Genomic DNA, 17,044 nt, shown 5'->3' with positions numbered 1-17,044 from the left:
GTACGATATGAGACTTGCAGTAATAGACCTCGGTACGAATACATTTCATTTGCTGATAGGGGAGGGCGTAGATAAAATCCTGTATAAAAGCACCGTACCTGTATTGTTAGGGCAGGGAAGGATCAATCAGCATATCATCATTCCGGAGGCGATGGAAAGAGGTATCCGTACACTTGCAGCATTTAAAGCAGTTATTGATTCTTATAATGTTGATGCAATCAAAGCGGTGGCTACGTCTGCCGTACGCAGTGCGGAAAATGGACAGGAGTTTGTAAGCAAAGCTGCGGAAATCGGGATCAATATAGAAGTAATAAGCGGTGAGACAGAAGCCGGCTATATCTTTAGTGGTGTGATGGCTACAGGCCTAATCAGGCAAACAACGCTTGTAATGGATATTGGTGGCGGAAGTACCGAATTTATCATTTGTAATTCACAAGGGGCCCTCTGGAAGAAAAGCTATAATATAGGAGCTGCCCGCCTGATGCAGGCCTATTTCCATTCAGATCCGCTCAGTGAGGCAGCGCATCAGTCAATCATAGCTCATCTGGATCATACACTGCCTGATTTAAAAGCTGCCTGTGCACAGTATCAACCCTCTTTGTTAGTAGGGTCTGCAGGTGCCTTTGAATCTTTTGCTGCTTTATTAAATGATGGAAATGAAGTAAGCGATGTGGCAGCTGCAAGTCTTGATATAGATCGATACAAGGCACTCTCGCAACACTTAATCAATACTACGCACAGTGAACGAGCCAATATGAAAGGCCTGATCTCCCTGCGCGTAGACATGATTGTGATAGCGGCCATTATTACTGATTATATTTTGGAGCAGATGAATATAAAGCAATTAAGTTATTCTGCTTATGATCTAAAGTGGGGCGTTTTAGCTGATTACCTGTCCTTACAACATAAATAACAGAAACCTTTTGATCTTAGCTCATGATGAAAAATTCCCTATACCTGTTTGTCGCCATGCTCTGTTTTGCCTGTAAGCAAGCACAGCCCCAGGAACCCAATCCTGGACAGCTCAGAGATTTAGAGCAATTCTTCTTTACATCCGGCAAAGACTACGCAGATAGCAGTCACCTGTTCTTCACGAGCCAGGGCTGGTTCGATACCACCTTTATCATTCATCTTCACAAAAAAGGGGATCATGCAGGGGGTATAATATACTTTGTGAGACGGGATGAACCTATTTCAATTGCAGGTTTACCTGTAGTCACAGTAGCCAGGGGTTCAAATTTAAATGCCACAAATCCTAAAGACAGTGTGCCTGCTTCCCCAGCTTATAGCTTCATCCTCAATAATAAACAATGGGAGGAACTGATTAACAGGGCAGATCTCGTGATGAAAGATAGCACCGCTATCCGTGAGAGATATAAAAATGAACAATGCACTGACGGAACTCCCCTGGCAATGCTTTACAATGGCATCGTACTGAAGGGTACCAATTGTGGAGATACTACTTTTATCCAATTCGCCACCTATGTCAGGGAAAATATTGTATGGAAATTATTGGCCCATCAGTATGGGCCAGATCTACAGGAGTAAGCAGGCTCTTACTACTATAAATACGATCCATTCCATTCGTTCCATTCCCCGCAAATGTATTTCCCCACTGGACAGAATTCGTCACCGGTGCAGGATGCCGCACACTAATCGCACATGCCGTGGTATTGCTGATCGTATTATTGTAGATCTGACAGCCATCATCCACATTGCAGTTATGAGAATATACATCTAAAACTCCGGCAGAGATTCATCCGCCGGAGTAAAAAACTATAGACTATGGAAAGAATTATTCTCCATATTTCAATAAGAACTCAGGATTGATTGCCTTAAACGTCACCCTGTTATGCACAAAGTGATTGTTGTACAGTTCTATCCGTTCTTTCACAGGCCGGATCACTATACCCTCTGCCCATGCATCCTTATGAATTGTACTCTTAATCGTAGCTTTCCTCACCAGTTCTTCTATATCATTCTCCAACACATAGCCGGTGGACAATACTGGAACTGTAGGCAGCTCCAGGAAATTCATCATTGCCGTAAACCGGTCAAAATCCAGGTAAGCCGAATGATCAATATCGAATACATTGAAGAAGCGGATATGCTGTCCCTTCAGTTTCATTTTATTGCCCTGGATCCCTTCGCCAATCAGCTCTCCCTGCAAGGCAAAGTTGCCATTCAGCGATCTTAACTTATTCTCTATATCCAGTTCCCTGGCTACTTTCCACATACTGTTTTCCGCATCTTCCAGCAGCTCCAGGTTTCGGCTGCACACCCCAAACTCACCGTTGTTCAGGAAGTAAGTAGTAGAGCTGCCATCCAGCTTCTCCGTAATGTAGCAGGTCTCGCCAAGGTACTTGTCAAGCACATCCTGTAATACCTGTACCCTGGTCTCATCTGTTTTGGGAATAAAGCCGGGAAAGGTACCCTTTGCTACCCCGTTCAGGCACGCAGGCATAGGTGGTTCATATTTGGTAATTCCCAAAGCATCTGTACAATCAGCACCTTCGGCCACCTCAAATCCTGCAGGCAGGAAGGAGAGTGGGAAAGCAATCCCCTGAGAGATCTGGCCTCTCAATCTTGCCGTCTTAATACGCATGCCTCTGGGACGTAAGAATTCAAATTCGGGTTTAGGGGGCATTAAACTATCAATCTCGCAATAAATGCAGAGATCTCCGGGTTGAAACTCATCTTTCTTTACGACTAACTGCCAGCCAAGCACATAGGCTTTCTCTATGGCATCGGCACCTTCTATAGGCTCCAATTTTTTGATCCTTTGGATACTTGCTAATTTTCTCATTGGTTTGTTAAGGTTGGGATTAAAAATGAAAAGCCCCGCAATTGCTTGCGGGGCTTGTATTATACGGAATAAGGTAATCCTTTATTGATAAGTACAACAAGCCCCGTTCAGCGGATACTGCCAGTATACGCGTGCAATCATCATCGGTGCTATGTTTTGTACTTTTGTCATTTTATGTTTTGCGGAGGCAAAGGTATACGAATTTTTTTATACCATCCAAACTAAAACTTCAATGAATCTTTGAAAGACTGAAATTCAGCTTGTTGCTTAAACCGATCCTGGTCCTTAAATCCATTTTTCTTTGCATTTTTCATCTCTTTCATTGCATTCCCTGTATCGCCTGCACGCGCATACAGGATCGCGGACATATAATATGCTTCACTATTAGCAGGATCCGCCAGTTCATAAAGATCTACAAAATGCCTGGCTACAGCATCGGCATGACTTGCCAGGTAGTGATTGCTCACTGAAAAGAACATTAAAGAAAGATAAGCTAATAAACGCTGGTTCATAGGACCTTCTAAGGTGGTCAGTTTCGCACCCGCATTTAATTCCCTGATCACCCCCGGCCAGTAAGCCGAATCTTTCGTACCCAGGTTAGCGCTATATGCTTCCTTCGTCTTCTGTTCTTTGACCAATAGTGCCATCTGCTCCTGTGACTGTGTCTTATAAGCAGGATTGCCCAGGATGATCTCCAGTTGGTTTTTAAAGAAAGCATCGTTCGGCATATAACTGAGCCATAACCTGCATTCCCGTTCTGCTTTCAGGAACTGGTTCGCCTGTACCGCCATTTCCATCCTGGTCCTGGTCTTCGGCATCAGGTCAGTAGGTGCTGCACCTTCATCCGCTTTTAAACCTCCAAATGCAATATCCATTGCCGTAGCCGGTGCCCATTCATGTTTCCCGTTGTAAGCAATGAGGTGGTGTTTAGTCGCGGTTTTATTCAGTGCCTGGTCATAAGCCAGGAGGTCTGTCAGGTTCAGGTCCCCTTCGCCCGCGAGCGTGGTATAGGAAAACGGGAAATCAGCCGGAGGCGTACCATCCGGTAAGCCTGCTCCATTGACAATCACCGCTTTAATACCCGGGTGGTTCAATGCCACATACCCTGCTACCTTTGCACCGCCTGAAAATCCCAGCGTATACACATGACTGGTATCGATCGGCAATTGCTCCCGCGTATCTTTGACCAATGCCTGCCAGATGTTTTCTGTAGTGCTCCAGTCATTCCCGTTCTTAGAATTATTGCTGCCCACCAGGATGTAACCATACTTGTCTGCCAGCGCTTTATAATTGTTCAGCGGCAGCACGCCCGCACCATGTGCATCAAAACAATAAATGACCGCCCCATTGTTATTGGAGGGTACGTACACAGCATACGTCTGCGAGGGATCAGCCTTACAGGCTACGGTATCCACTACTTTCCCGGTAGGGAAGGATTCATGACTACTACAGGCACTGGCCTGCAATAATAAAAGGAGCAAAAAACATCTCATGACATAAATTTAAAACATTTATTTTCACAGCCTATAAAAACCATTATTGTGAGCTTCAAAACCTTGCCACTCAGGCGCGCCCTGGAAACCGATTTGTTAGATGCCCTGGCGACCGATTACGATTTGTTCGATGAATACCTGGATACCTTGCAGATCAGGATCTATGAAGGCGACACTGAACTAAATGAATTCCTGGATTTGCATGACCTGTATGCTGAACAAAACATAGCAGGTATTATCGTAAACGGCAACCTGGTCGTAAACGCCCCCATTATCGATTTTGAACTGGATACTTACAGTTGCTTCCTCCTGGTAAGTGGCTCCCTGACCTGTACACGCCTCGCGGCAGGCTGTGCGGAAATTCTTGTCAGCGGACATGTAAATGTTGCGGATGTGATGGTCGCTTACTACAACCATGGCAACATCCGGATTGAAGGAGATCTGAACGCGGAATTGCTGATCATTGACGATCATGGTGCCAGCATCAAAGGAAACATCAATGCGGCCACCTTTTGCCGTGGATGGCAGATCCCGGCAGCCGATTACACCAACTGGAAGAGCATTCTCCTGCCGGAAATCGCCGCACAGTTACTGGATGAAGATAACTACCTCTTCGCCGGCGATGTCCGCTTCCTGAAGCTTTTACAGGAAGGTAGGCCCGTGTTCAAACCATCCTTACAGCACATCTCTGCCGGGAACAATCCTGCCCCGCAGGTAGTCGGCTTCGATACCATCAAGCCATTGGTACAGCACTTACCTGCCAGGTATGAAGACTACCCGATGGCCCTGGCTGAAAAAATGCCCGAACGCGATGAACTGAAATTCCTCTTCTACAACGGCACCACAGTTTTAGAAGAACTGGATCTCGATGACCCTGCCTACTTCGGTATCGTAGTTGCAGGCGACCTCATTGTGAAAGGCAACATCCTCAATGAAAATACAGACGGTGCCTGTTCCCTGATTGTATTGGGCAACCTGAAGGCAAAGAATGTCATCGTAGGCGGACAACTTATTTACGTAACAGGTTATGTGGCCGTACAGGAACTGCTGATGGGCATCTATAACCATGGTGAATTTACCGGCAGGTCCTACGTATGGGCACCAGTAGTTATTGCAGACGATTACCGTTTTCAGTTCGAAGACTTCGCCCGCGTAAAAGTTCTTGATTTTAATGATGACGACGATAAAGAAATCATCAAAGAAAAGCTGATCGATGAGCTCTTTGACCGGGAAGACTGGTTCCTTTATTATACCACCGTCAAAGAAGGCATTCCTTTGCTCAAACCAATTGTACAAAGGACTACCATCAACGTCGAAGATTTTACGAAACTGCTGGCTGTTCCCTTATTCGGACCCGATCAAACCCGTGTCACCATCAATGAAGATGGCTGGCATATTGCCCTGAACAGGGGAGGAGAGACTGATGAAGACGGCGAACAGGTACCGGGTTCTATCACCGCCATTCATACGGACGATGAAAAGAACTTCTTCTACTACATCACAGCAGATAATACCGTAGGAGCTTTAATAGAAGATGAAAATGAAAGATGGGTACCAGCGCCTGCTGAAATGCAGGAAGAAGTACTGAAAGTATTTACTATTGCCGAAGGTTATGTAACCAGGAAACTTACCTGGAATAATAAGCTGGTCAAAACAATTGATAAAGACAAGCTCTGGAAACTGATCTGGATGTTCAGGAACACACCTGATGAAACCATCTTCCAGGGAATGGCCATCACTGTATTTAACCGGGTATTGTATGCAGCGGAGTATCCATATGCTTACATCTTTTCAAAGTATCCTGATGAAAGTCAGCATCGTGGACTGGCAGACAGTCCCTATTGGCTCACAGGAGCCGCTTTGCTGGATGGATTAATCCTGGTCGGCTTAGCCCAGGAAATCACCCGTTCTGTTCCATTGTCACAAAGAGCCGATGAACTGAATGATGTGCTGAATTATTATTGGGGCGTAAATATTCAGCTGCATGAACGTTTTATAAATGATCCGATAGACAAGTCATTTATGTGCGGACTGAATGGCATGCTGCATGAACTGGAAGGTGCGCTGTTAAGACTGGATGTAGGTGTAGGTTCCTTTATTATAGCAGGTATGCACCTCAAAGACCTGGACATATTGAATGAACTCATGCATCCATTTGGTGTATTTCCTAAATTCTTCACAGATGCAGATGAGGAAGAAGAAGCGGAACTGAAAAAAATCGCAGAAGAATTAAAGAAAGCCGAAATTCCTGTCTTACATGCAGCGCGGGTGCATCAGTCTAAGTTGTGGGACTATGTATACAACGAAAGGGGAGATGTAAAGTATTGGCAGGAATGGATCGATGACCTGAAATACCAGATAGAACTAAAAGGTGGAACCGCCGCCCTGTTCAGAGGGGAAGAGGATGCGCCATCCATGGACCCGGAACTGGATCACTGGCTTACCTGGTGTGAAAAATATGAAGCCATCAGCGAGGAATGTAATATCATTTTAGATTAAAAAAAATGAGGTTGTATCAAAAGTAAGCTGAAGGCATTGAGAATTACATAAACTAAAATTCTCTTCGCCAGGTACCCAAATTTAATCCTGGGAATATTACTTTTGATACAACCTCATGCTTATAAGCAACAGGTGTTGTATTTAAATACTAATAATTAATCTTCATCGTCTTCTTCCGGATACTTTTCTTTTTTCAGCCCATGTCTTTCATTCCATTCATTCCGTCTTGCAATTGCTTCTAACATAGCAGGACTTATTATCCTTCCTTCCAGGGATACCTGCTCATGTGTTCCTCCCAGTCTTGCCACCTGATCTGCCTGTGTTTGGTCAAATGTTAGTTTATCTACCCGCACATCTGCATGCTGCACAGGATTACCTTCAATATGTAGTACCTTTATAGTGGCCGGCAAACTCCCAATAGTTGTCAGCTGATTCCTCGCTACATTCAGATCTTCCAGCGCATCCAGGTCTTTCATTTGCCAGGGCAAAGAAGCCAGCTTGTTTCTGTTGACCTTAAGTTGTTTTAACTCTCTGCACTGCCCAATACCGGCCGGTAATTCACTGAGCTGATTTTTACCTGCATCCAGGTTGACCAGGTGCTTTAGTTGACCGATCTTATCATCGAGTGAAGTCAATTTATTCGCTTTCAGGATCAGCATCCTTAACTCTGTCAGTTCATAAAAGCTGTCAGGCAGGTATTCCAGTTGATTATGCCCCAGGTACAATCGTCGTAGCTGCTTCAGGTTACCGATATCTTCAGGCAGTTTCCTGATCTTATTATGATTCATATAAATGAGCTCAAGAGAGGGCATTTTGGCCAACAAGGAAATATCGCTGATCTGGTTATTGCTCAGGTATAGCACCTTTAACCCTGTCAGGGAAGTGAACCAGACAGGCAGGTAAGTGATTTGATTGTCTTCCAGGTTCAGGTTTGTGATAAGCTTGTTGCCAAGTATTTCTTCGGGAATTGAAGTAAGTTTCCGTTCCTTATAGTTCACTAACATGGTGTAAAGATACGGCGGTTCTATCAAAAGTAATTTCCTCAATCGCTTCAGATTACTTCCGATACAACCTGCGCATATTCTAACTGATCATTGGCAAATACTTCTTCCTGTTCTCAAAAATGATCCACAACAAAATCGCCCAGATTACAAATACCATCGGCAAGCCACTCGGTGCCACGGTAGCATGAGTAAGAGCTACTCCTACCATCACCGGGAAAATAACAACTGCACCCAAAGCCCTTGTCTTAGGAATGATAATCAGGATCCCACCCAGGATTTCAGCTACCGCTACCAGGGGCATCAGCCAGGCAATCTCCATAAAGGCTGCATTGTCAGCCATCAAAGCAGGAGGTAAATCTTTTGGTTCAGGCATATAGTGGAAAAACTTGGCGAAACCGCCATTGAGGAGCAAAAGCCCGAACAGTACAGACAGAATGTTAAGGATTATTTTCTTCATATATTTTGGTGATTTATCATCCAGTTGATGCCATATTTGTCCGTAAAGCTACCATAGTAAGCCCCGAAGAACATATCCTGCAAAGGCATGGTTACCTCTCCGCCGGCGGACAATTCATTGAATATTCTCTCCGCCTCTTCTCTTGTGGAAGGCTCCACATTGATATGCATATTATTTCCCTGTGTCAGGGTAAATCCCATTTCTTTCGGGGCATCGGTACCCATCAAAATGTGCCCGCCCAGCAACGGCAATTCCACATGCAGCACCATTTTCTTAACAGCTTCACTCAATCCTTCCTGGCCAGGGGCCTCTCCCAAACGCTGTATACCATTTACGAATTCAGTCCTGAAAACAGATTTATAAAAGTTAAAAGCCTCTTCTGTATTACCCGGGAAATTCACATAGTAAGATACCCTTGCACGGTTGTCCGGTTTCTTTTGTTTACGCAGGTAAAACTGTGCACTGATATACGCATCCAGGTTCTGTAATCCGGCAGTAAAGCCTTCTTTGAAGCCCATCTTCACCAGGGTCTCCAGGTCTTCCAATGCTTTGAATTGCAGCTCACAGGTTACGGTAGTAGCATCTGCATCCGTTGCATTGAAATTGTTCGTCCAGTTTGTACTAGGGAAAGAAGTATTGATCACGCCGTTTTCATCACAAAAAGCATCCTTACCGGCAAACATTTTTTCTACCTGGATGGTCTCATAATCAAAGATACACCAGTGCTTTTCATTTTCAGGGCTTACCATGGCATAAAACCATCTGCCACCTTCCCTGAAATCCATCGATTTTGTCTCTACATGATAAGGTTTTGGGGCCCACCACTGGTCCAGGATATCGGCTTCAGTCCATGCGGCCCAAACCAGGTCCAGGGGCGCGTTGAAGGACCTTTCAACCTTGATCTTCTTGTTAGCCTTATCTACATCGAAGTTAAAGAGGATTGCCTTGTTCATTTTTTATTTTTTTTGAGGTTTGCTAATAGGTTATCTAGTTGCTCAAAACGCGTCTCCCATAGCTTGCGGAACTGTTCGAGCCATTTGTCAATTTCTTTCATTCTTTCGATTTCAAGGTGATAGTAAATCTCCCGGCCCTGGTACTCCTGTTTTACTACCTCGCATTCTGTCAATACCCGCAGGTGCTTCGACACTGCCTGACGTGTAGTCTGAAAGTGCTCCGCAATACCATTTGGTGTCATTGCCTGCATAGCCAATAGTCCTATAATCGCTCTCCTGGTCGGGTCTGCAATGGCCTGGAATATGTCTCTTCTCATGAGCTTATGTGTTTATGAAACCATATGGTTGCAAATATATATGAAACCAATCGGTTTCACAAAATAATTCTTAAAAAAAAGCCCACCATATTTGGTGGGCCATTTTATGAACGACTAAACCAGTAAATTAATAACCCTGGTTTTGGGTAAATGCATCACTTGCATCCATTGCAGACTGAGGTATAGGATACACTCTTCTGAAAGGCTGAGATGCCGGCTTCGCAGATCCCGGATCCGCATCTTCAAACTTTCCAAAGCGGATCGCCTCTTTTCTCCTCCACTGCTCCCAGTACATTTCAAAAGCAATTTCATTGTACAGGATGTCGGCAGTCAGGGATGCAATCGCGGTACCTGGCGTGCTGTTATAATATTCTTCGCGTGTTCTTGTCGTACGCAGCTTATTGATATCCGCCAGCGCCAAAGTAGTCTGACCACTACGGAAATAAGCCTCTGCACGCATACAATACATACCACCCAGGCGATACAATGGCATATCTACATTGCTGGAGCCGTTATCCTTCTCAGGGTCAAACTCAAACTTGAAGATGCGCACCCCACGGTTGATCTGTGCCTGTGTAAATACAGACTGTGCAGGATTGTCAAAGTTCAGCTCAGGTGTAAAATCCACCGGCAGTGATGTATTCTTTTCACAATACAGTTTCTCTACCGCAATCCTGTTATCGCTGGTCATTTTCAGACCGCCGGAGGCCAGGATCGGTCCATACTGCTGACCTGCCAGGAAACCACGGTTAAAGTGGAACCATGGCAGCGAACTGTTAGCCACAATGCTCGTAGCAGGCACACTCACATCAGTACCATCATTCTTGAACCAGGTACCATCGCTATACTGGTACTTACGGGAGAAACGAGGGTCATCATGATTGCCATCCCAGGTTGCATAGAACGAAGGAGTGGTACATGTTGCATTCGTACCCCTGTTGTTGGCAGAAGGTTTCTGATTTCTTTCCATCGGCATATAGGCGATGCTGTTACTGCTGCTACGGGATGTATTGATATCCTGCGAAACCACGAAGATCAGCTCCGGTCTGCCATTGTTGTCGATATCAAAGTTCCTGAAGTAGTTTGTTTCCAGGTAGAACTGTGTATTATCGATCAATTGCGTGGTATAATAGATCACCTTGTCCATATCAGTACCATTACCATCCAGGGCTGCTTCAGTGAAGTTAAAGCTGGAACCATAACGGTTCTTAAATACAGCACGGTTCATGTACATATCAGCCAGCAGTGCATAAGCAGCCTGTTTGGTGAAACGGCCATTATGTGTATTTTGTTCTTTCAGGTTAGCGAGGTCAGGAATGATGGCTTCTACTTCTCTGATCAGACCATCGATCGCTGTATCTGCACTTTTTACTTCCAGAGGCGCATTGTTGACATATGGGTTTCTGTAAGGAGCCTGTCCATACAGATCCAGGGTATGGAAAGTATAGAAAGCCAGCAAGCCTCTTGCTTCAGCGAGGAACAATTTCTGATTAGCATTACCATTTGCCTGGTAAGCACTGGTTACCGCGGTCAGCGACTTGGTAATCCCACTGTTCAGGTTATTCCAGCCATTTGCTACGAGCGAGTTGTCTGGTCCCCAGGTGAACTCGTGAATAGCACGATAGATACCACCATCGCCCCAGTCACTACCACGGGTAGGCAGCAGGGCTTCGTTCGTGGGATATTCCTGTAAACCCCATACGTTGTTATGGTCTACAAAGGTCGCACTACCCAGCTGGCCATAAGCAGCCGCTATTGCATTCTCAGGATTGGAGTTGTTCGAGCCCAATACCTCATCGATCACTTTTTCTTTCAGGTCAGTACAGCTTACCATGGCTACAGTAAGTGCAATACCTAAATATGTATATAAAGATTTCTTTCTCATGTTTCTTAGAATTTAACAGTTGTACCTAACAGGTATGTTTTGGCAGCAGGATAAGTAGTATAATCGATACCTAAAGACTGATTGCCACCTACGGTCTTCGTTGTATTCACCAAAGGATCGTAACCGGAATAACCGCTGATGGTCCACAGGTTCTGTGCACTTACATAGAGGTTGATTGATTTCAGCCAATCCTGGTGAGGAATAGTGAGGGTGTATCCCAGGCGAAGGTTTGCCAGGCGAACAAAGTCGGATTTCTCCAGGTACAGGCTGGACAGCTGCACTGCATTGGTTGTACTTGCACCAGCATCATAGAACTTTCTCAGTACGTTTCGGTCAGAAGCAAGGCTGTTGATGTTTAGATCCAGGGCAGTATTGTTGACTAACAAACCACCGGTCTGACCAATGAAGTTGAAGCCCAGGTCAAACGCCTTGTAACGCAGGTTACTGTTCAGACCAAAGTTGAAGTTAGGCAGTGCCCCCTGGAAGATTTCCCTGTCGTCAGAGTTGATCACACCATCCTTATTCCTGTCTTCGAAAATGTCTTTACCATCTTTGTCATAACCCAGGTGTTTCAGCATATAGAAGGAGCCAGCTTCATAACCGTTCTTATAGATGTTGGCATTTACACCAGACAGGCCAGGACCGGAGATGCTACCGGAGTAGAGCTCGGATACAGGCAGATCCTTGATGGTGTTGCTCAGGGTAGAACCATTTACATCCATCGTCCAGCTGAAATCTTTGGTTCGTACCAGGGGAGTACCCAGGTTGAATTCAAAACCTTTGTTTACGATACTGGCATCTACGTTTTTCCATACAGTAGTAGTAGGGGAGAGCGGGCCTGAAGGAATGTTCAGGATCGGATCTTTCGTAGTCTTGTTATAATATTCCAATGAACCGTAGAGTTTACCTTTGAAGAGGGTGAAGTCCAGGCCCACGTTCAGTTGTTCCACCATTTCCCATTTCAGATCCGGGTTGGCAGTACGGTTTACGGTCACCCCATTTACGAGGTTCAGGTCGCTGTACAGGTAGTAACCGGATGCAGAAGAGAGGGAATAACTCGCCTGTGTGATCTTGTTCGTTACTTCCTGGTTACCTGTCTGACCCCAGCTGGCGCGGAGTTTCAGATCCTGTACCTGGCTGATGTCTTTCATGAAACCTTCCTGGGAGATGGTCCATCCTAATGCGAATGACGGGAAGTAACCGTATTTGTTGTTGTTACCAAAACGGGTAGAACCATCTGCACGTAAAGAGGCTGTGAGCATATAACGGCTGTCGTAGTTATAGTTGATACGACCGAAGCCTGACTGCAATTCATTCTCCTGTGCATAACCACTGGGGGTGGTAGAGGTACCTGAGTAACCAGGATTGTATTCAGGTGCCACACCTACACCCTGTGCAGCGATGCCCTGCAGACCATAAGTCGTACCGGAGAAAGAGAATTTCTGGTAAGAGAAACCACCCAGCAATTCCAGGTTGTGTTTGTTGAATGACTTGTTATAAGTCAGGTAGTGCTCAATCAGGGTGGTCAGTGATTTCAGGTTGTTTTGCTGATAAGCACCACTTGGTTGCCTGTCGGTATAGTTAGGGTATATAGTGGTATTACGTTCAGAAGTAGATTTATCTACACCATAGTTAAAGCGGTAGTTCAAACCTGGCAGGATTCTGAAAGCAGCTTCGATGTTACCCAGTACACGGAAGGTATTGGTGTGGTCATCCCAGATGCTCAGCAGGTATGCCGGGTTGTAGTGCGCGTTCATGTTGAAGTTGGTATATGCTCCTGTGGAGTCGCGCAGGGAACGGGTAGGATTAGCCATCAGTGCGTGAATGATGAGCTGACCATCTGAACCTGCGGTGTTACCGTTAGGAATACCGGTTTCATTGATATCACTTGCAGTCAGGTTCATCTTTACAGTCAGACGTTTGTCATCCAGGAAAGACTCTTCTGCATTCAGTCTTGCAGTGGTTCTCTTGAAGCTGCTTTTTTCAACGATACCATCCTGGTTCATACGTGACAGGGAAGCGAGGTAGCTGCCTGTGTTGGTAGTTTTACCAAAAGATACGTTATGATTCTGAAGGAAGCCATTACGGAAAATGACATCCTGCCAATCGGTGTTACCTTTGTGATCATAAGCCGGATCTACCAGTGCTTTGCGGTATTCAGCCGCATTCAGAACATCCAGTTTTTTGATCAGTTGGGAGTTGCCTACATACATGTCGTAAGTAAGGGTAGGTGCACCTTTGCTACCATGCTTGGTAGTGATCAGGACAACCCCGTTAGAACCTCTGGCACCGTAGATAGCGGCGGCAGAAGCGTCTTTCAGGATGGTCATGGTTTCGATATCGCTGGTGTTCAGGAAGTTCAGCGGGTTCTTGGGTTCAGAAGAACCCAGACCGAAGTCAGGGCCACCTGCACTCACGTTATCATTACTCAGGGGAACACCGTCTACCACGAAGAGGGGTGTACTACCGCTGCGGATAGAACCCACACCACGGATAAATACATCCACACCTGCACCGGGCTCGCCGCTGGATTGTGCGATGCGTACACCGGATACTTTACCCTGCAGCATATTGTCTACAGAGATAGGAGCACCCTGCCTGATATTATCAGCTTTCAACTGGGTTACAGCACCAGTTACGTCAGCTTTCGTCTGACTACCATAACCTACTACTACCACTTCGCCCAGCTGACTGTTGCTGCTGGTCAAAGTTACTTTCATAGTGCCGCTGGTAGCAGCAATAGTCTGTTGTGTGTAGCCGATAAAGGTGAACACGAGTTGCTCACCGGGAGCGGCATCGATAGTGAATTCTCCACGATCATTGGTTGTTGTGCCTTTGTTGGAAGCCACAGATTTAATAGATACACCGGGTAGAGGAGTGCCGTCTGCTCCAACTACGATCCCCTTTACAGGCGTTTGTCGGGTGGCCTGTTCATAGATACTGTGGGTGCCCGTAGCTGCCATGACAGGGCTTGCGGCCGAAAGCCATACGGCTAGCATTAAAAGTAAATGATTGTTCATTGCAATCTGCTATTATGCTTGATGTTAAAAGACATAGTAAGTCCTGGCCCCCATGGGCAGAATTGATTTTTATCAGGCTGTAAAAAATGCGTAAAGCGGGTATGCTACAAAACGATACACAGCAGAGTAATCCCCATTTGGAAATACCACAATCAGAACGCAAAGGTGATTTTTTTCAAATACTCAATTTCTCATTGGCACTACCTTTTGAAAACAGGGTGTAATGATAGTGCGCTTTCTGGAATTTGTTGTTAATTCAAAGTTAAGGTTACTTTAATTTAAATGATTTAAGATTGTTGAACAATTTTTTTTGGTGAGTATCCATACTGCTTTTTGAAGGTAAAGGGGAAATGAGAGGGGGCATCAAAGCCTGATTCAAGGTAGATGTCCGCTGGTTTTCGATTTTTTTCACTGAGCTGGTGAAGCGCTGGTTGCCGGGGTTTTCTTGTGAGCGGTTGCCGGGGGCGTTTTTTTAAAACTCTTTGTGAGAAGTGGTCAGACTTGTGCCGGTGAGGGAGATAAATTTTTCAAGTGGTATATTAAAGATATAATGCTTCTTTATGAAGTAGATCAGGTCCTTGTGGTTCCCGGCCCAGTTCCATCTTTTTTTGACAATATTAGGCAGGGGAGATATGCTGACTTTGTTCAGCGTTTCAGATTTTTTGTTTGAAATGTTTTTGGATACCAGGATCAGCCCATGTACTACCTAAGTGTTACTGCTGGTGTTGTGTTCGTTTAATACTTTTATGATAATATTGAGAATTAGCCCCAATGAGTAAATGTAAACTCCCGTACTCTGGTGCTGGTAGGAGACAATGGTCGGGTACCAGTCAGCAAACGGCCACGGTAACCTTTACTAATGGAAACGTTACTAATGTAACGGGAAATAATAAAGCTATCACTACTGTTTCATAAGTTATATGAAAAAGATCCTGGTTATAATAATTACAATGTTGATGTGCAAGGCAAATATTGCTTTTGCACAAAAAATTCCCCGGGATTCTGTTGATTATTACATTAAAACCCTGAGCTGGGAATCGCTGTATTTAAAAACGAACTACGTGACTGCACTTGTTTTATGCAGGGATGCTGAAAGGCTGGTACCAGCCGGTGAGAAAAAGATAGTAAGGGCGCTGTTGTCCCAAATCTCAAATGAGAGTAAGACTGTGGCAATACATATGATCTTATCAAAGACTTTTGAGCCGGAGAGTGGTGTTATAGGCGGAGAATATGTGTATAGGCATGATTCGGTGGTTGGGATAAACTATACGTACAATAGATTAAAATGGCGATATGATGTGGTGGATAAAAAGTATAGTATAGCACCGGGAGATGTACAGCGGATAGAAAGGTATTGGAAGAAGAAACTGAATAAGAAATATTCAAAGCTTTAATGAGCCACCTTTGGAAGGTTAGGCCCGATAAATACAGGCGTTTGGATTAACGGGAAAGTAACTGTTATGGTAACAAAGTTTAGGATAATATTTTTATCGATTGCAGCTATAGTAGGTATTACCTGGTTTAGGATGATGTCAAAAGAACATGATAGGCTGGATCAATTGTTGACAAATCATGTGCGATTTTCCGGAAGGGTAGTTTCATATAAAGTATCAAATTACCACGCCTTTGGTATCATTGGCATTATACTACAGGATACAAATACAAAAGAATTTGCCGATACTTCAAGCCAGCGATTATTTCCGTATAAAATAAAAGGAGCATTTGCGGAGTTTTATGGATACGTTCCGCCATCTATTAAAGAAGGAGATGCCGTTATATTGGATTCTGATAAAAGGTTAATGAATATTTATGACGACCATAATCCGGTAATAGTTTTGAATGTCGTGGTCAGTACAGAAAGTGATGAAATGGATTTTGTCAGGCGGTACACAATGTTTAAATAGTAGTATTTAATAAAGACGGCTGTACTTTTACAGTGTTGGATATCAACAAAGCCTATATGCAACTGAAGGACAGTGTGATGCCGGGGGGAGTATATCCTGCTTACAGTTTTGGATATACTCACACATTTTCATGCAATTATTATGCTGGTACAAGGATATTTAATGGACCAAGGTAGAGCTGAATTATCTTCAAGTGTTTAAATATAAGCCAATGTAGCTTCAGGATGCAACGACAGAAATAAGGAATGAAAGTGGTCATCAGAAAGGATGGAGGCAAAGGCCAGGTGAATCTGAAGGAGGTGCGATAATAAAAAAAGGCTGGGTCAAAGATTGAGACGCAGACATTTTTTAATCATTGAGAGAATATTTTGTACTTACATTTGGAAATCACGTTTTATTATATATTTTTGCCCTGACAAGTACGTTGTTGCCTATACCGACCCACCGTATTATGCCTATACCATTTAACCGACTGTATACGTTGCCGATTAAGGACAATAATTTTTAAAACAAAACCAAGCAAATTATTAACCCTTATTGTAGTATTTAAAGAATACCTACAGAAGTACGATTTTACCCGATTGTTAGTAAGATAATTGATATTATTCTCCCTAACTGGAGGTGCTGTGTCATGTATAATTGTTTAAGGGACAAAACATACATATAAATATCCCTATCCACCAAATAGATATTCTTCTATAACCCA

At 44.4% G+C, this 17,044-nt stretch carries 14 protein-coding genes; 5 read left to right on the top strand and 9 right to left on the bottom strand.

Features of this window, described 5'->3' with window-relative positions; all coding sequences use genetic code 11:
* The first annotated feature begins 7 nt into the window (after window positions 1-7).
* Window positions 8-913, top strand: coding sequence for a Ppx/GppA phosphatase family protein (locus DXN04_RS22060; protein WP_116855574.1), 906 nt, complete (start codon window positions 8-10; stop codon window positions 911-913).
* A 23-nt stretch (window positions 914-936) separates the two neighbouring features.
* Complete coding sequence (locus tag DXN04_RS22055) at window positions 937-1,548, top strand: hypothetical protein (protein ID WP_116855573.1); 612 nt, start codon at window positions 937-939, stop codon at window positions 1,546-1,548.
* A 247-nt stretch (window positions 1,549-1,795) separates the two neighbouring features.
* Here DXN04_RS22055 and DXN04_RS22050 read toward each other — a convergent pair whose 3' ends face one another.
* Both DXN04_RS22050 and DXN04_RS22045 read right to left on the bottom strand, forming a co-directional pair.
* Window positions 1,796-2,806: an RNA ligase (ATP) gene (locus DXN04_RS22050; RefSeq protein WP_116855572.1), complete on the bottom strand. Its 1,011-nt coding sequence runs from the start codon at window positions 2,804-2,806 to the stop codon at window positions 1,796-1,798.
* A 221-nt stretch (window positions 2,807-3,027) separates the two neighbouring features.
* Entirely contained in the window at window positions 3,028-4,299 is a 1,272-nt protein-coding gene (locus DXN04_RS22045) for a hypothetical protein (RefSeq protein WP_147320029.1), read from the bottom strand.
* Between the two features lie 48 nt (window positions 4,300-4,347).
* Between DXN04_RS22045 and DXN04_RS22040 the strand changes: the two genes are divergently transcribed.
* Window positions 4,348-6,798, top strand: coding sequence for a hypothetical protein (locus DXN04_RS22040; protein ID WP_116855570.1), 2,451 nt, complete (start codon window positions 4,348-4,350; stop codon window positions 6,796-6,798).
* A 155-nt stretch (window positions 6,799-6,953) separates the two neighbouring features.
* Here DXN04_RS22040 and DXN04_RS22035 read toward each other — a convergent pair whose 3' ends face one another.
* The 7 genes from DXN04_RS22035 to DXN04_RS35855 form a co-directional block, all read right to left on the bottom strand.
* Window positions 6,954-7,802, bottom strand: coding sequence for a leucine-rich repeat domain-containing protein (locus tag DXN04_RS22035; protein ID WP_116855569.1), 849 nt, complete (start codon window positions 7,800-7,802; stop codon window positions 6,954-6,956).
* Between the two features lie 79 nt (window positions 7,803-7,881).
* Window positions 7,882-8,259, bottom strand: coding sequence for a DoxX family membrane protein (locus tag DXN04_RS22030; protein WP_116855568.1), 378 nt, complete (start codon window positions 8,257-8,259; stop codon window positions 7,882-7,884).
* Window positions 8,256-9,212, bottom strand: a complete 957-nt coding sequence (locus DXN04_RS22025; RefSeq protein WP_116855567.1) for an SRPBCC domain-containing protein — start codon at window positions 9,210-9,212, stop codon at window positions 8,256-8,258. The genes DXN04_RS22030 and DXN04_RS22025 overlap by 4 nt, the downstream gene beginning before the upstream one ends.
* The gene (locus tag DXN04_RS22020; RefSeq protein ID WP_116855566.1) at window positions 9,209-9,529 is read right to left on the bottom strand and encodes an ArsR/SmtB family transcription factor; all 321 of its coding nucleotides are present in this window, start codon (window positions 9,527-9,529) and stop codon (window positions 9,209-9,211) included. The genes DXN04_RS22025 and DXN04_RS22020 overlap by 4 nt, the downstream gene beginning before the upstream one ends.
* Window positions 9,530-9,656: 127 nt before the next feature.
* On the bottom strand, window positions 9,657-11,414 hold the full coding sequence (locus tag DXN04_RS22015) for a RagB/SusD family nutrient uptake outer membrane protein (protein WP_116855565.1): 1,758 nt from the start codon (window positions 11,412-11,414) through the stop codon (window positions 9,657-9,659).
* Between the two features lie 5 nt (window positions 11,415-11,419).
* A complete protein-coding gene (locus DXN04_RS22010) occupies window positions 11,420-14,434 on the bottom strand; it encodes a SusC/RagA family TonB-linked outer membrane protein (RefSeq protein ID WP_116855564.1) in 3,015 nt (1,004 codons plus the stop codon).
* A 287-nt stretch (window positions 14,435-14,721) separates the two neighbouring features.
* Window positions 14,722-14,958 carry a helix-turn-helix domain-containing protein gene (locus tag DXN04_RS35855; protein ID WP_394337845.1) on the bottom strand — a complete coding sequence of 79 codons (237 nt, stop codon included), beginning with the start codon at window positions 14,956-14,958 and terminating at the stop codon, window positions 14,722-14,724.
* Between the two features lie 396 nt (window positions 14,959-15,354).
* Here DXN04_RS35855 and DXN04_RS22000 point away from each other — a divergent pair, with 396 nt between their 5' ends.
* On the top strand, window positions 15,355-15,828 hold the full coding sequence (locus DXN04_RS22000; RefSeq protein ID WP_147320028.1) for a hypothetical protein: 474 nt from the start codon (window positions 15,355-15,357) through the stop codon (window positions 15,826-15,828).
* A 66-nt stretch (window positions 15,829-15,894) separates the two neighbouring features.
* Entirely contained in the window at window positions 15,895-16,338 is a 444-nt protein-coding gene (locus DXN04_RS21995; protein WP_116855561.1) for a hypothetical protein, read from the top strand.
* Window positions 16,339-17,044 lie beyond the last annotated feature (706 nt).

This window comes from Chitinophaga silvisoli, from assembly GCF_003412465.1.
GTDB classification, from domain to species: domain Bacteria; phylum Bacteroidota; class Bacteroidia; order Chitinophagales; family Chitinophagaceae; genus Chitinophaga; species Chitinophaga silvisoli.
Note: the sequence above shows the minus strand (reverse complement) of the source record. Positions and strands in the feature narration are given on the sequence as shown.

Bases quoted from the DNA above. Each gene is read 5' to 3' on its own strand.
- DXN04_RS22060 (WP_116855574.1), top strand. From the start codon at position 8: ATGAGACTTGCAGTAATAGACCTCGGTACGAATACATTTCATTTGCTG.
- DXN04_RS22055 (WP_116855573.1), top strand. From the start codon at position 937: ATGATGAAAAATTCCCTATACCTGTTTGTCGCCATGCTCTGTTTTGCC.
- DXN04_RS22050 (WP_116855572.1), bottom strand. From the start codon at position 2,806: ATGAGAAAATTAGCAAGTATCCAAAGGATCAAAAAATTGGAGCCTATA.
- DXN04_RS22045 (WP_147320029.1), bottom strand. From the start codon at position 4,299: ATGAGATGTTTTTTGCTCCTTTTATTATTGCAGGCCAGTGCCTGTAGT.
- DXN04_RS22035 (WP_116855569.1), bottom strand. From the start codon at position 7,802: ATGTTAGTGAACTATAAGGAACGGAAACTTACTTCAATTCCCGAAGAA.
- DXN04_RS22030 (WP_116855568.1), bottom strand. From the start codon at position 8,259: ATGAAGAAAATAATCCTTAACATTCTGTCTGTACTGTTCGGGCTTTTG.
- DXN04_RS22025 (WP_116855567.1), bottom strand. From the start codon at position 9,212: ATGAACAAGGCAATCCTCTTTAACTTCGATGTAGATAAGGCTAACAAG.
- DXN04_RS22020 (WP_116855566.1), bottom strand. From the start codon at position 9,529: ATGAGAAGAGACATATTCCAGGCCATTGCAGACCCGACCAGGAGAGCG.
- DXN04_RS22015 (WP_116855565.1), bottom strand. From the start codon at position 11,414: ATGAGAAAGAAATCTTTATATACATATTTAGGTATTGCACTTACTGTA.
- DXN04_RS22010 (WP_116855564.1), bottom strand. From the start codon at position 14,434: ATGAACAATCATTTACTTTTAATGCTAGCCGTATGGCTTTCGGCCGCA.
- DXN04_RS22000 (WP_147320028.1), top strand. From the start codon at position 15,355: ATGAAAAAGATCCTGGTTATAATAATTACAATGTTGATGTGCAAGGCA.
- DXN04_RS21995 (WP_116855561.1), top strand. From the start codon at position 15,895: ATGGTAACAAAGTTTAGGATAATATTTTTATCGATTGCAGCTATAGTA.